This window comes from Actinoplanes sp. NPDC048967 (assembly GCF_040649415.1).
Taxonomy (GTDB): domain Bacteria; phylum Actinomycetota; class Actinomycetes; order Mycobacteriales; family Micromonosporaceae; genus Actinoplanes.
The window spans coordinates 72,320-84,985 of record NZ_JBEZFL010000001.1 but is presented as its reverse complement, the minus strand read 5'-3'; the positions used below and the strand labels follow the sequence as shown (position 1 = coordinate 84,985).

The following is a 12,666-nucleotide window of genomic DNA, read 5'->3' as shown; positions in this document are numbered from 1 at the left end:
GGTCAAGCAGTGTGCCGCAGGATCTCCTCGATCACGACACCCCACACGGCCTGGGGCGGAAACTCGTGGCCCACGCCGGGCAGCGGCACCAGCCGGGCGTCCGGGATCTCGCGGGCCAGCGCGGCCGGATGCGCCATCGAGAGCAGCGGGTCCACGGTGCCGTGCATGACCAGCGTGGGCACGCCGACCGTGCCGAGGCGGTCGCGGACCGGCGGTCCGCCGGCGGCCAGCCAGTGATTGCTGTACGCCGCGGCCGGATCAGTGGTGCGGTCCAGGACCCGCTCGGCGAGCTGCCGCAGGTGGGAGGCGTCCGCGGTGAACGGCCCGCCCACCGCTGTCACGCACGCGACGAGCTCGTCCACCGCTGCCGCCCGGTCCGACCAGTCGGTCTGCGGGGACCGGGGAGGCACCGCCCCGGCCGGCGACTCGTCGATCAGGCCCGGCGTGGTCGAGATCAGCGTCAAGGTGCGCAGCCGGGGCGGGTCCTCGACGGCCAGGCGCTGAGCCAGGCCGCCACCGAGCGAGAGCCCCACGATGTGCGCGCGGGCCACCCCCAGGGCGTCGAGCACCCCGAGCGCGTCCTCGGCCATGTCCACCTGCGAATACGGTGGTGCCCCGGCCGGGAACGACGTCGACCGGCCGGTGTCGCGGTGGTCGTAGCGGATCACGAAGCGGCCACCGTCGGCCAGCCGGCGGCAGAACCCGTCCTCCCACCAGTCCATCGACCGGGCACCGCCGGCGATCAGCAGCACCGCGGGATCGTCGCGCCGGCCGAACGCCTCGAGGCACAGATCCACCCCGTTCGCCGGCACCATCGTCTCGCCCATGGCCGGAGTATCGCCGCGCAGCCTGACAGTTTCCTGCGCCGCGCTGTCCCCCGAAAGGCTCACGTCCTCATCGCTCCGGGTTCGGAAGATCATCGTGTGGGTCAGGGTCGGACTGTGCCTCTGCGCACCCCGGTCCGCGCCCGCTGACAGCCGCTCAGCGCAACGCTCGCGAGACGAGATCACAGGCGGCCGGCAGGCACGTGCTCCAGTAAGCGAAGTTGTGCCGGCCGCCGGTGTACGAACCGGCCGCCCTGGGCTGCGGCAGGGCCCGTTCCAGCGCCCGTACGTCGTTGAGCAGGCCGTCGTCGGTGCCGCACCAGAGCCCGATCGGCACCCCCCGCAACGCGGCGGCGCCGGCGAAGACCTCGTCACCGGGGGAGACGGCCGGCGAGAACGCGGCCACGGCCCGTACGAAGCCGGGAAAGGTCTGGGCCAGCAGCAGGGCGCCGTACCCGCCCATGGACCAGCCGCACACCGCCAGCCGGTCGGTGGCGAAACCGCGTTCGGCGCACCACGCCGGGATCTCCTCGTGCACCATCCGCTGCGGGTCGTCGGCCCCGGACGGCCGCCAGGAGAGCCGGCCCCCGGTGGCGCCGGCCAGCACGAACGGCGCGTTGCCCCGCCGGACCGAGTCGGAGGCGAACCGGCCCAGCCCCAGCACGGGGAAGTCGGCGGCGGTCTTCGACGCGCCGTGCAGGACCAGCAGCACCGGCAGGCCGCGGCCGTCGCCGTACCCGGCCGGCACGGCGGTGTAGAAGTCGACCGTCCGGCCGCGGGCGGCCGATCGCCGTTGCTCCAGTCGCTCGTCACCGAGCGGGGCCCCGGGAATCACGGGTACGGCGGAGCCGCGCCGCTGGTACCAGCCACTGACGGCCGCGACACCCGCTGCCGCGCCGGCCCCGGCCAGCAGGGTCCGCCTTCTCACCCGGTCTCCATGGCCGTTTCAACGGCGCCGCGGCACCGAGGTGACGGTGGTTCAGGCCGCGCCCGGCCGGATCGCGGTGGCCTCGGCGGCGATGCGCCGGACCAGCTCGCCCGCGGGTTCGACGTCGCGAACGAGCTCCACCGACTGCCCGGCGTACAGGGCCATGTCCGCGAGCTCACCGGTCATACCGGGCAGGGGGATCAGGTCCTCGTACCGGTGATGGGCGCGGCCGGTGCTGTCGACGGCGACGACGTCACCCTCGCCAGGACGGTCCGGGCCGGCGGGTGACCCGGCCTGCTCCCAGCGGCTCAGGGTCGCGTTCCGCAGCGCGCGGTGCGCCGCGCCGGGCCAGCCGCCGTCGAAGCAGTGGGTGTGGACGGTGTCCTCGGCGCCGGCGTCGACGAGGTGGCGGCGGTAGAGCTGGTGGCTGCGGGCCTCCGCGGAGGCCAGGAAGCGGGTGCCCAGCCACGCGCCCTGCGCGCCCAGGGTCAGGGCGGCGGCGAGACCACGTCCGTCGCTGATCCCGCCCGCGGCCAGGACCGGGACCGGGGCGACCGCGTCCACGACGGCCGGCACCAGGACCAGGGTGGTGGTCGTGCCCCGGACGTGACCGCCGGCCTCCCAGCCCTGCGCCACGACGACGTCGACGCCGCAGCCGGCGGCGTGCACGGCCTCGGCGACGCTGCCGACGGTGTGCATGTGCAGCGCCCTCGCTGCCCGGATCGTCCCGCTGACCGGCCGGGGGTCGCCCCAGAAGGTGGAGATCACCGGTACGCCCTCGGCCAGGCACATGTCCAGCGTGTCGGCCACCGGGAAGTCGAGCACCAGATTGACCCCGAACGGGCGGGCCGTCAGCCGGCGGACCCGGCGGATGTCGTCACGGGCCGGGCCGGCTCCTCGCCAGGTCAGCGCGAGCATGCCCAGCCCGCCCGCGTCAGCCACCGCCGCGGCCAGCTCCGGGCCCGCCGCGGAACCGATCGGTGCCTGCACGAGCGGCACGTCGATGCCCAGCCGCTCGCACAGCGGTGTGCGTATCCCACGTGACATGACCTGACCCCGCTTCGGATTCCGAATCACCCGGCCACGCGTTACCGTATCGGAAACAGAAGCACTCGGGGAGGGGTGGGAACGCGATGGCGGTGCCGAAGCCGGGACTGCCGGTACGCGGATCGAGCACCGGGCGTCCGCTGATGGCGGCGCTCGACCTGTTCGGCCGGCGCTGGAGTCTGCGCATCGTGTGGGAGCTGCGGCACGGTGCGCTCGGCTTCCGGGCGTTGCAGCAGCGCTGCGACGACATGTCCTCCAGCGTGCTGCGGCAACGGCTGTCCGAGCTGGTCGAGGCCCGGATCGTCGCGCAGGAGGCCGACACCGCGTACGCGCTCACCGAGCTGGGTCTGGCCGCGTACAAGGCGCTGCGGCCGCTGGTCCGGTGGGCCGACGACTGGGCGACCGCCCTCGAGGACGGCGCCCCGTGAGCAGGATCGCCCCGGTGGAACCACCGTACGCGCCGGAGGTGGCGGCCCAGCTGGAGTCGATGATGCCGCCCGGGGTGCCGCCGATCGGGCTGTTCCGCACCCTCGCGCGCAACCTGCCGATGACGGCCGCGATGAGCGGATGGGGCCGCTACGAGCTGGGACCGCGGCTGTCACTGTCCATGCGCGAGCGGGAGATCGCCATCGTCCGCACCTGCGCGCGGTGCCGCTGCGAGTACGAGTGGGGCGTGCACCTGGCGTTCTTCGCCGGACGCGTCGGGCTCACCGGGGACCAGATCCGCTCCCTGACGGCCGGGTCCCCCGGCGACCCGTGCTGGGCGGTGGCCGGCGAACGGGCGGTGATCCGGGTCGTCGACGCGCTCTGCGACACCGGCGACGTCGGCGACCAGCTGTGGACGGCGGCGCGGGAGGTGCTGGCCGAGCCCCAGCTGCTCGACCTGCTGCTGCTCTGCGGCTGGTACCACGCGGTCAGCTTCACCGCCCGCGCCGTCCGGGTCGCCCTGGAGCCCGGCGCTCCGCGCTTCGCGGACGTCGTCGCCCCCTGACGCTCACGGGTGCCAGTCGGCGTAGCGGGCCATCGACCGCAGCGCCAGGCGCGGCGGCGTCCAGCGGATCGCGGTGTTGCGCGCGGCGACCAGCAGCGGCTGGGTGAGCTGCTGGCCGAAGCGCCCGATCCGGTACGAGGCCCGGGCGACCGACTGCGACCGGGGCCGCCGCCGTGCGTCGTAGTCGGCCAGTCCCTCGGCCAGCGGCCGGCCCGGCGGGCACGAGACCCCGAGGACCACCGCGTCCTCGATGGCCTGGGCGGCTCCCTGGCCGAGGTTCGGCGTCATGGCATGGGCGGCGTCACCGAGCAGGGCGACAGTGCCGCGCACGTAGGTCGGCAACGGCGCCGGCAGGTGCCGCAGGTCGTGGTGCAGGACGGTCGTCGTCGCGTCGAGCAGCGCCGTCACGGGGTCGTGCCAGCCGCCGACGATGTCCCGGACGGCCGCCTTCTCGTCGTCGGACCGGGTGCCGGGCGGGGCGTTGGTGGCCGCGAACCAGTAGACCCGGCCGTCGCCGAGCGGCACGATGCCGAACTCGGTGCCCGGGCCCCAGGTGATCGCGACGGTGAGCTCGCCTGTCCACGGTTCGTCGGTGACGCCGCGCCAGGCCGTCGTCCCGACGTATCGAGGTGGGGCGGCGTCCGGCCAGAGCTGCCGGCGTACGGCGCTGTCGATGCCGTCGGCGCCGATGATCAGATCGGCCTCGAAGCGGCCGGCCGAGGAGAGCACCGCGCCCGGCTCGACGCTGGTCACCGCGGCGTTCGTGACCAGCGCGGACCCGGGCAGGGCGGCGAGCAGGACGCGGTGCAGGGTGGCGCGGTGGATCCCGAGAGCACCCGTCCCGAGGGCCGCCTCCAGGTCGGCGGCGTCGATGCGGGCCAGCCAGCGGCCGTCCGGGGTACGGGTGCCGCCCGGCGCGTCGACCCGGCCCTGGGCGCGCACCTCGTCGCCCACGCCCAGGGCGTCGAGCCCGGCCAGCGCGTTGGCCATCAGTGTGATGCCGGCGCCGACGGCACCGATCTGCGGCGCGCGTTCCAGCACGGTCACTTCCCACCCGGTCCGGCGCAGCGCCAGCGCCGCGCACAGGCCCCCGATCCCGCCACCGACGATGACAGCCTTCATGTCGTGCCACCTTTCTACATCTGTAGAAAGCCATACTACGCAGTCGTGGCCACCACCTCACCCGAGCGCTTCGCCGCTCTCACCGACGCGGCGATCGCCCTGATCGCCGAGCTGGGCATGCGAGGCCTGACCCATCGCGCCGTCGACGCCCGGGCCGGGCTGCCGGCCGGGACCGCCTCGGCCTACCTGCGTACGCGGAAAGCGCTGGTCGAGGCGGTCGTACAGCGCATCGCCGACCTGGACACCGCGGACCTGGCCGCCCGGGAGGTGCCCACCGGGGCCTCCGACGCGGCCCCGGACCTCGATGCGCTCGCCGCGAGCATCGCCGCGCTGCTCGACGACTGGCTGACCACCGGCCGCACGCGCACCCTGGCCCGCTACGCCTGCCTGCTGGAGGCCACCCATCACCCCGAGCTGCGCCCGATCCTGGCGTACGGGGTGGCCATGCGCGCCCAGGCGCAGGCGCTGCTCACCGCGGCCGGGGCGCCGGACGCCGAGCAGCGCGGCAGCCACCTGGTGGCCGCCGTCGACGGGCTGCTCTTCGACCGGCTGGCCGGCGCGGGCTCGCTCGCCGCGCCCCCGCCCGGCACGCCGCGGAACCGGGCGGACCTGACCGCGGCCGTCCGTGGTCTGCTCCGCGCGGCGGTTGTTTAGGCTTCTGACGCTGCGTTGACCATCCGGTCGGTAACGATGACTGGAAGGGCCACGTGACTACAAGCCGTAACGTCGCCTAGAGTGGTCCGGTCGGCAGATGCTGACGTACTGAGCAGGAGATCACCGTGCATCTGAGCGAAGTCGCCATGGCCGCGGCTATCACTGTGAGTATTGCGGGCGTTTCTTACGCTGCGTTGAATACCGATCGGATTCGCGGCACCGCCGAGACCGTGGCGGGCCAGGCCTCGTGCCGGACCGTGGACGAGGCCATCCTCGGCTTCGTGGCGCAGCACGGCACCGCGCCCACCACGATCAAGCAGATCCAGCCGTGGACGAAGGGCGACATCTCGGCGTACCGGATCGTCCAGGGCCGGGCCGCCGGACCCGGCTGCTGAATCAGGGTCGCGGGTCGGCCTGGAGCTCGACCCGGTGCCGGAGATACTCGTCGTCGGAGCTCCGGGCGATCTCCAGCGCCCGGGTCACGAGCTCCTGCAGCTCCGCCGGGTGCGACGCGCGTCGCAGCGACAGGTTCGGCAGGATGCACCGGCGCAGATCGAGATCGTGCTCGTCGACGAAGCGGCGCAGGGCGGCTTTCGCCGTACGCCGGCTCAGCTCCTGGTAGCTGTCGCGTTCGGCGGCGCTCTCCGGGGTCAGGACCCTGGTCCCGGGCTGGTAGCGCAGGCCGATGGCCGTCCAGTACATGGCGCGGATGGCGCCGGCCGCGTCGGCGACGGTGCCGTCCTCCAGGTATTCGGTCAGGGCCACCCGGACCCGGCGCCGGCCGTACGCGTCGAGGGCGGGCCGGACCAACTGGCTGACATGGCTCGGGTCCGGCTCGTGCACCGCGGCCCGCATCAGCGGCTCGAACCACTCGTCAGGGCCGGCGCCCGCCTTGGCGCGGGCTTTGACGGCTGCGCCGACGACCCGGCGCGCGCGGTGCCGCGCGGCCGTCGCGGGATCCGTAGGCTGCCGGCATGGATCTCGACGCCCGACCGGCATACTTCGCTTTCCCCGGCCCGCTGCGCGACCAGCTCGTCGGCGCGATCCTGACCGGCGCCAAGACCTCCACCTCCAGCCTGGTCGCCGACTACGAGCACCACAACGAGCCGTTGCCGCAGGTCGGCGAGCGGTCGGTGGTGATGGACTCGCAGGACCGGCCGGTCGCGGTCATCGAGACGACCGAGGTCCGGGTCGTACGGCTGCGCGACGTCGACCTGCGGCACGCGATCGACGAGGGCGAGGGCTTCGAGTCGGTGGCCGCCTGGCGCGCGGACCACGAGAACTTCTGGCACAGCGCCGAGGCCCGGGCGGACCTGGACGACCCGGCCTTCACCGTGGACGACGACACCCTGATGGTCGCCAAGCGCTTCCGCCTGGTCGAGATCCTCCCGCCCCCGCCCGCCTGAGCAGCAGGCGTCCGCCGCGTCAGCTCGCCAGGCTGAAGCGTTCCGAGTGCACCTGGGCCGCCGGCACCTTCAGGGCGCGCAGGCTGCGCAGCACCGCGTCGGTCATCGCCGCCGGGCCGCACACGTAGACGTCCCGGTCGGTGATGTCCGGGACCAGCGCCAGCAGGTTCTCCGGGGCGAACGGGGTGTTCGGTGGGGTGCCCGCACCGGTGCGGCCGGTCAGGACGTGCAGCTGGGCACCCCGCGACGTGGCCAGATTCCGCAGTTCGCCGAGCAGGACCGCCTGCTCGGTCGTGGCCGCCCGGTACAGCACCGTCGTCGGGCCGGTCGCCTCCTCCAGCAGAGCCCGGATGGGCGTGATGCCGACACCGCCGGCGATCAGCAGGGTGGCCGGTTTCGTGCGGCTGAGGGCGGTGAAGGCGCCGTACGGGCCCTCGGCGAAGACCCGGGTGCCGACCGGGACCGTCCGCAGACGCGCGCTCGCCGTACCCACCGCCTTGGCCGTCAGGCGTAGTGTGCGGCCGTCCGGGGCGGCCGACAGGGAGAACGGGTTGGCCTCCCACCAGCGGCCGTGGCCGAGGAACCGCCAGATCATGAACTGGCCCGCGCGGGCCGGCAGCTTGTCGAGGTGCTTGCCGGTCACGTAGACGGAGACGACGTTGTCGGCCTCGGGGACCACGGCCGCGACCCGGAACTGGTGGCGGGCGTTGCGGACCAGGGGCAGCACGATCCGGCCCACGACCAGGGAACCCAGGGCGAAGACCCACAACGCCCACCAGTACGCCTCGGCGAGCGGTGACGAGGTGAACGTCGAGACCTCGGTCAGTTGGTGGATCAGGGCGAAGACGATGGCCACGTACAGCAGCAGGTGCACCGTGTGCCAGGCTTCGTACGACAGGCGGCGGCGGGCCACGCGTACCGACAGGCCCGCCGCGACCAGCACGATGCCGGCGGCCAGCATGCCCAGCAGGACCGGCAGTTGGCCGCTCAGGGTCTTGAACTCTTTCAGGGGCGTGCTGTTGTATTCGCCGGCGTAGCCCAGCAGGACGAAAGTCGGGTGCAGCAGGACCAGCCAGAACAACGTGAAGCCGGTCCACCGGTGCCACGAGGTGAGCCGGTCCATGCCGATCCGCCGGTCCAGCCAGCCGATCCGGGCCACCAGCACCAGTTGCAGGATCATCACCAGTGCCAGGTGCAGTCCCAGCCACTTGCCGAAGCCGAGGACCGCGTTCTTGGCCGGGTCGGCGGTCAGGAACACCGTCTCGACGATGAGCACGTTGAGCGCGACGACCGACCACAGGACCACGCGCCCGGTCAGCGCGGGGGACAACCCGGCGGGGGCGGCGGCGGGGTGCGCAGCGGTCATGGTGACTCCCAGTCCGGACGGAAGGCCGTCAGTTCAGCACGGCGGGGCGATCCGGGGGAAGGCCGGTCACTGTCAGGTCATACGATCGCTGCGGAACGACAAACCGGCACGGAGGGTGTTATGAGTTCGGAGACGCTGGAATTCCAGGCCGAGGCGCGGCAGTTGCTGCAGCTCATGGTCCATTCGATCTACTCGAACAAGGACATCTTCCTGCGGGAGCTGATCTCCAACGCCTCCGACGCGCTGGACAAGCTGCGGCTCGCGGTGCTGACCAGCGATCTGGAAGCCGACACGGCCGACCTGCACATCGCGCTGGAGGTGGACGCCGAGGCGCGCACGCTGACCGTGCGGGACAACGGGATCGGCATGTCGCGGGACGAGGTCGTCGCCCTGATCGGCACCATCGCCAAGTCCGGCACCGCCGAGATGCTCAGCCGGCTCAAGGACGCCAAGGAGTCGGCCGAGCTGATCGGCCAGTTCGGCGTGGGTTTCTACTCCACGTTCATGGTCGCCGACAAGGTCACCCTGGTGACCCGCAGGGCGGGCGAGAGCGAGGGTACGCGCTGGGAGTCGGCCGGCGAGGGCACCTACACGATCGAGTCCGTGGCCGACGCCCCGCAGGGCACCGCGGTGACCGTCCACCTGCGTCCCAAGGACGAGGAGGACGCACTCTACGACTACACCGACGAATGGAAGATCAAGGAGATCGTCAAGCGGTACTCCGACTTCATCGCGTTCCCGATCCGGATGGCTTCCGGCGAGGGGGAGCCGGCCACGCTCAACTCGATGAAGGCCCTGTGGGCGCGTCCGCGCTCGGAGGTCAAGGACGAGGAGTACACCGAGTTCTACCGGCACATCAGCCACGACTGGACCGACCCGCTCGAGACCATCCAGATGAAGGCCGAGGGCACCTTCGAGTACGAGGCCCTGCTCTTCATCCCGTCGCGGGCCCCGCACGACCTCTTCCAGCGCGACGGCCGCCGTGGCATCCAGCTCTACGTCAAGCGCGTCTTCATCATGGACGACAGCCGTGAGCTGATGCCCGACTACCTGCGCTTCGTCAAGGGCGTGGTGGACGCGGCCGACCTGTCGCTGAACATCTCCCGCGAGATCCTGCAGCAGGACCGGCACATCCAGCTGATCCGCCGCCGGCTGTCCAAGAAGGTCCTCAGCACCATCAAGGACCTGCAGACCAAGGAGCCGGAGAAGTACGCGACCCTGTGGCGCGAGTTCGGCCGCGCGATCAAGGAGGGCCTGCTCGGCGACCCCGACGACCAGAAGGCCATCCTCGACGTCGCGTCGTTCGCCTCCACCGCCGGCAGCGAGCCGACCACCCTGGCGGCCTACGTCGAGCGGATGCCCGAGGGCCAGGACGAGATCTACTTCATGACCGGCGAGACCCGCGCGCAGGTGGAGAACTCGCCGCACATGGAGGCCTTCACGGCCAAGGGGTACGAGGTCCTGCTGCTCACCGACCCGGTGGACGAGATCTGGGTCGACGCCGTCCCCGAGTACGACGGCAAGAAGCTCCAGTCCATCGCCCGCGGCTCGGTGGACCTGGCGTCGGAGCCGGCCTCGCAGGAGAAGTCCGGCGAGTTCGCGCCGCTGCTGACCTGGCTCGGTGAGAAGCTGACCGACGAGGTCAAGGAGGTGCGGCTCTCCACCCGGCTGACCACCTCCCCGGCCTGCCTGGTCAGCGACGCCGACGACATCACCCCGACGCTGGAGAAGATGTACCGGGCGATGGGCCAGCAGGTGCCGCCGGTGAAGCGGATCCTCGAGCTGAACCCGGATCACCCACTGGTCAGTGGCCTGCGTGCGGCCCACGAGCAGCGCGCCGACGACCCGAACCTGCCGGAGACCGCCGAGCTGCTGTACGGCACGGCGCTGCTGGCCGAGGGCGGCGACCTGGCCGACCCGGCGCGTTTCGCCAAGCTGCTGGCCGACCGGCTGGCCCGTACCGTCTGACCGCCTCGGCGCTCGCCCGCCTGCGCTGCCGCAGGCGGGCGATCAGTCGAGGATCGCGGTCAGGGTCTCGCGGGCCGTCGCGGCCATCACGGGGTTGGTGTCGACGTAGTACGGCAGGGCGACGATCGCCTGCACGATCGCCCAGCCGGCCCCGCGCGCCCAGGTGTCGTCATCGACGCCCAGTCCCTGCCGGTAGGCGTCGCGGGCGCCGGCGGGCAGCAGGTTCCACGCCGGCATCAGGTCGACGGCCGGGTCGCCGACGCAGACCGTTTCCAGGTCGATGACCGCCGCCAGGCGGCCGTCGCGCACCAGCAGGTTGCCCGGCATGAGGTCGGCGTGCAGCCAGACGTCGGTCGCGGCGGGTTCGGCGTCGCGGCACCGCGCCCAGATCCCGGCCAGCCGGACGGTGTCGACGAGACCGGTGCTCCGGGCCAGCGCCCGCTGCACGTCATCGTCCCGGCCGGCCAGCGGGCCGCCCCGGGTGCGGCCGTTCCACGTGCCGCCGCCGGTGTCCACGGCGTGCAGCGCGGTGACGAAGCCGGCCAGGTCCCGGGCGAAGGCGGCGGGGTCACCGATGGTGTGGTGACTCGCGGTCTCGCCGGGGATCCACCGGTACACCGTCCACCAGCCGTTGTAGCCCGGCCCCGGCGCGCCCAGGGCGAGCGGTTCGGGCACCGCAAGGGGCAGGTGCGCGGCCAGCCGGCGGGCCTGCTCCTGCTCATGGGCCAGTTCGTCGCGCCGGCCGGGCGCGCCGCTCGGGCGCAACGGGAAACGGGCGACCAGGTCTCCGCCGAGGCGGAACAGGGCGTTGACCGTTCCGTGCGAGGTGACCGGCCGCACCGGCCGGTCACGCCACTGCGGGAACTGGGCGGCGACGAGCCCGGCGACGTCGGCGGGACCGACGTCGACCTGATCCGCGTGCATTCTCACGAGCCGCTCCCGGCTAGCCGCTGATCGCGGCGGTGATCTGGCGGGTGGTGTCGGCGGCGATCCGGGGGTTGACCGCCGCGTACGACGTGTACGCGTTCACCCCGGCCGCCAGGGCCCAGCCGCGGCCCCGCGCCCACGTGGCGTCGTCCACGGTCAGCGCCTCCCGGAACGCCGCCCGGCCGGTCACCGACAACAGGGTGAACGCGATGGTGAGGTCGCAGGCCGGATCCCCGACGCCGAGCCCGCCGAAGTCGATCACCGCGCTGAGCCGGCCCCCGGTGGTGAGCAGGTTCCCGGTGTGGAAGTCGCCGTGGAACCAGACCGGCGGCCGGTCCCAGGCGGGGGCCCGCAGCGCCGCGTCCCACACCGCCGTCATCGCCTCGGCGTCGAACACCCCCGCGACCTCGGCTATCGCACCGCGCGTCCCGGCATCGCGGTCGGCCAGCGGCCGGCCCGCCAGCTCGGCGTGGCCACCGACGGCCGGTACGCCCTGCAGAGCGGTCAGGAAAGTGGCGAGCTCGACGGCCGTCTCCACCGAGTCGCCGAGCATGGCCACGGTGGCGACCTGCCCGTCCAGCCAGCGCGAGACCGCCCAGGGCCACGGGTAGCCGAACGCCGCCCGGCCCACGGCCACCGGTGACGGGGTCCGCAGGGGCAGGTGCGGGGCCAGCCGGGGCAGCCAGCGCAGCTCCTTGCCGACCTGCCCGGCCGCGTCGCTGTGCCGCGGCAACCGGACGGCCAGCTCGTCACCCAGCCGGTAGATCACGTGGTCGGAGCCGGCCGGGTCGACCAGCCGCAGCGGCAGTGCGGACCACTGGGGAAATTGCGCTCGCACCAGGCGTCGGGCCAGTTCGTCGTCGATCATCGCGGGTCAGCACACCGCACCGGGCGATCAGCTGTCGAGCCGTTTTCCGGCCGGGGCCGCGGGAGTCAGAGCGGCCGCCACCGTCGTCCGCACCAGCTGGGCCGGGTCGGGGCAGGTCAGCTTGCCGTCGAGGAGCAGGACCGCCAGCCCGTGCACCATCGCCCAGGCGCCGATCTGCAGCGCCGGGGCGGCGAGCCGGCTCGCCAGGATCTCCGCGGTGCGCGCGGAGGCGGCGTTGGCGGTGGGCCGGCCGTACATCAGCCGGAACAGGCCGGGGTGGGCGAGGGCGAACGCCACGTACTGCTCGGCCATGTCGGTCAGTTCGGCGGCGGCTTCGAGGCGGTCCGCGAGCTGGGCGAAGCCGTACGTCGCCAGCGCGGCGAGCAGCGCCTCCTTGTCCGCGTAGTGCCGGTACGGGGCGTTCGGCGAGACACCCGCCCGCCGCGCCACCGCGCGCAGCGAGAACGTCTCGTCCTCCTCCAGCAGCTCCAGCGCGGCGTCGAGCAGGGCGGCCCGCAGATCGCCGTGATGATAGGGACGCGAAGTTGACACTGCACACACCGCC

15 protein-coding genes are annotated in these 12,666 nt (G+C 73.0%); 6 read left to right on the top strand and 9 right to left on the bottom strand.

Features of this window, described 5'->3' with window-relative positions; genetic code table 11:
* Positions 1 to 2: 2 nt before the first annotated feature.
* The 3 genes from AB0C12_RS00420 to AB0C12_RS00410 form a co-directional block, all read right to left on the bottom strand.
* On the bottom strand, positions 3 to 827 hold the full coding sequence (locus AB0C12_RS00420; protein WP_360542546.1) for an alpha/beta hydrolase: 825 nt from the start codon (positions 825 to 827) through the stop codon (positions 3 to 5).
* Between the two features lie 154 nt (positions 828 to 981).
* Positions 982 to 1,752: an alpha/beta hydrolase-fold protein gene (locus AB0C12_RS00415; protein WP_360542544.1), complete on the bottom strand. Its 771-nt coding sequence runs from the start codon at positions 1,750 to 1,752 to the stop codon at positions 982 to 984.
* Positions 1,753 to 1,803: 51 nt separating this feature from the next.
* Positions 1,804 to 2,799, bottom strand: a complete 996-nt coding sequence (locus AB0C12_RS00410; RefSeq protein WP_360542542.1) for a nitronate monooxygenase — start codon at positions 2,797 to 2,799, stop codon at positions 1,804 to 1,806.
* A gap of 86 nt (positions 2,800 to 2,885) precedes the next feature.
* Here AB0C12_RS00410 and AB0C12_RS00405 point away from each other — a divergent pair, with 86 nt between their 5' ends.
* Positions 2,886 to 3,227, top strand: coding sequence for a helix-turn-helix domain-containing protein (locus AB0C12_RS00405; protein ID WP_360542540.1), 342 nt, complete (start codon positions 2,886 to 2,888; stop codon positions 3,225 to 3,227).
* Positions 3,224 to 3,790 carry a carboxymuconolactone decarboxylase family protein gene (locus tag AB0C12_RS00400; RefSeq protein WP_360542539.1) on the top strand — a complete coding sequence of 189 codons (567 nt, stop codon included), beginning with the start codon at positions 3,224 to 3,226 and terminating at the stop codon, positions 3,788 to 3,790. Before AB0C12_RS00405 ends, AB0C12_RS00400 begins: the two co-directional genes overlap by 4 nt.
* A 3-nt stretch (positions 3,791 to 3,793) precedes the next feature.
* On the opposite strand, the gene AB0C12_RS00395 is transcribed toward AB0C12_RS00400, so the two are convergent.
* Positions 3,794 to 4,912, bottom strand: a complete 1,119-nt coding sequence (locus tag AB0C12_RS00395; RefSeq protein WP_360542537.1) for an FAD-dependent oxidoreductase — start codon at positions 4,910 to 4,912, stop codon at positions 3,794 to 3,796.
* 45 nt (positions 4,913 to 4,957) lie between these two features.
* Between AB0C12_RS00395 and AB0C12_RS00390 the strand changes: the two genes are divergently transcribed.
* Together AB0C12_RS00390 and AB0C12_RS00385 are read left to right on the top strand one after the other, a co-directional pair.
* Positions 4,958 to 5,566, top strand: coding sequence for a TetR/AcrR family transcriptional regulator (locus AB0C12_RS00390; protein ID WP_360542535.1), 609 nt, complete (start codon positions 4,958 to 4,960; stop codon positions 5,564 to 5,566).
* 194 nt (positions 5,567 to 5,760) lie between these two features.
* Positions 5,761 to 5,961 (top strand): hypothetical protein, encoded by a 201-nt coding sequence (locus AB0C12_RS00385; protein WP_360542533.1) that lies wholly within the window; start codon positions 5,761 to 5,763, stop codon positions 5,959 to 5,961.
* 1 nt (position 5,962) lies between these two features.
* Here the strand turns inward: AB0C12_RS00385 and AB0C12_RS00380 are convergent, their stop codons facing one another.
* Positions 5,963 to 6,421 (bottom strand): hypothetical protein, encoded by a 459-nt coding sequence (locus AB0C12_RS00380; RefSeq protein ID WP_360542531.1) that lies wholly within the window; start codon positions 6,419 to 6,421, stop codon positions 5,963 to 5,965.
* A gap of 119 nt (positions 6,422 to 6,540) precedes the next feature.
* On the opposite strand from AB0C12_RS00380, the gene AB0C12_RS00375 reads away from it, so the two are divergent.
* Complete coding sequence (locus tag AB0C12_RS00375; protein ID WP_360542529.1) at positions 6,541 to 6,972, top strand: ASCH domain-containing protein; 432 nt, start codon at positions 6,541 to 6,543, stop codon at positions 6,970 to 6,972.
* Positions 6,973 to 6,991: 19 nt separating this feature from the next.
* Here AB0C12_RS00375 and AB0C12_RS00370 read toward each other — a convergent pair whose 3' ends face one another.
* Positions 6,992 to 8,338 carry a ferredoxin reductase family protein gene (locus AB0C12_RS00370; RefSeq protein ID WP_360542527.1) on the bottom strand — a complete coding sequence of 449 codons (1,347 nt, stop codon included), beginning with the start codon at positions 8,336 to 8,338 and terminating at the stop codon, positions 6,992 to 6,994.
* Between the two features lie 120 nt (positions 8,339 to 8,458).
* Between AB0C12_RS00370 and htpG the strand changes: the two genes are divergently transcribed.
* Positions 8,459 to 10,306 (top strand): molecular chaperone HtpG, encoded by a 1,848-nt coding sequence (htpG, locus tag AB0C12_RS00365; protein WP_360542525.1) that lies wholly within the window; start codon positions 8,459 to 8,461, stop codon positions 10,304 to 10,306.
* A 42-nt stretch (positions 10,307 to 10,348) separates the two neighbouring features.
* On the opposite strand, the gene AB0C12_RS00360 is transcribed toward htpG, so the two are convergent.
* From AB0C12_RS00360 to AB0C12_RS00350, 3 genes are read right to left on the bottom strand one after another with little or no spacing between them, the layout of a single operon-like run.
* Positions 10,349 to 11,230, bottom strand: a complete 882-nt coding sequence (locus tag AB0C12_RS00360; RefSeq protein ID WP_360544889.1) for an aminoglycoside phosphotransferase family protein — start codon at positions 11,228 to 11,230, stop codon at positions 10,349 to 10,351.
* Between the two features lie 19 nt (positions 11,231 to 11,249).
* Positions 11,250 to 12,101: an aminoglycoside phosphotransferase family protein gene (locus AB0C12_RS00355; protein ID WP_360542523.1), complete on the bottom strand. Its 852-nt coding sequence runs from the start codon at positions 12,099 to 12,101 to the stop codon at positions 11,250 to 11,252.
* 27 nt (positions 12,102 to 12,128) lie between these two features.
* Positions 12,129 to 12,653 (bottom strand): TetR/AcrR family transcriptional regulator, encoded by a 525-nt coding sequence (locus AB0C12_RS00350; RefSeq protein ID WP_360542521.1) that lies wholly within the window; start codon positions 12,651 to 12,653, stop codon positions 12,129 to 12,131.
* Between the last annotated feature and the right edge of the window lie 13 nt (positions 12,654 to 12,666).

Excerpts from the sequence above, each read along its gene's own strand:
- AB0C12_RS00420 (WP_360542546.1), bottom strand. The coding sequence starts at position 827 with ATGGGCGAGACGATGGTGCCGGCGAACGGGGTGGATCTGTGCCTCGAG.
- AB0C12_RS00410 (WP_360542542.1), bottom strand. The coding sequence starts at position 2,799 with ATGTCACGTGGGATACGCACACCGCTGTGCGAGCGGCTGGGCATCGAC.
- AB0C12_RS00405 (WP_360542540.1), top strand. The coding sequence starts at position 2,886 with ATGGCGGTGCCGAAGCCGGGACTGCCGGTACGCGGATCGAGCACCGGG.
- AB0C12_RS00395 (WP_360542537.1), bottom strand. The coding sequence starts at position 4,912 with ATGAAGGCTGTCATCGTCGGTGGCGGGATCGGGGGCCTGTGCGCGGCG.
- AB0C12_RS00380 (WP_360542531.1), bottom strand. The coding sequence starts at position 6,421 with ATGCGGGCCGCGGTGCACGAGCCGGACCCGAGCCATGTCAGCCAGTTG.
- AB0C12_RS00375 (WP_360542529.1), top strand. The coding sequence starts at position 6,541 with ATGGATCTCGACGCCCGACCGGCATACTTCGCTTTCCCCGGCCCGCTG.
- AB0C12_RS00370 (WP_360542527.1), bottom strand. The coding sequence starts at position 8,338 with ATGACCGCTGCGCACCCCGCCGCCGCCCCCGCCGGGTTGTCCCCCGCG.
- htpG (WP_360542525.1), top strand. The coding sequence starts at position 8,459 with ATGAGTTCGGAGACGCTGGAATTCCAGGCCGAGGCGCGGCAGTTGCTG.
- AB0C12_RS00360 (WP_360544889.1), bottom strand. The coding sequence starts at position 11,230 with ATGCACGCGGATCAGGTCGACGTCGGTCCCGCCGACGTCGCCGGGCTC.
- AB0C12_RS00355 (WP_360542523.1), bottom strand. The coding sequence starts at position 12,101 with ATGATCGACGACGAACTGGCCCGACGCCTGGTGCGAGCGCAATTTCCC.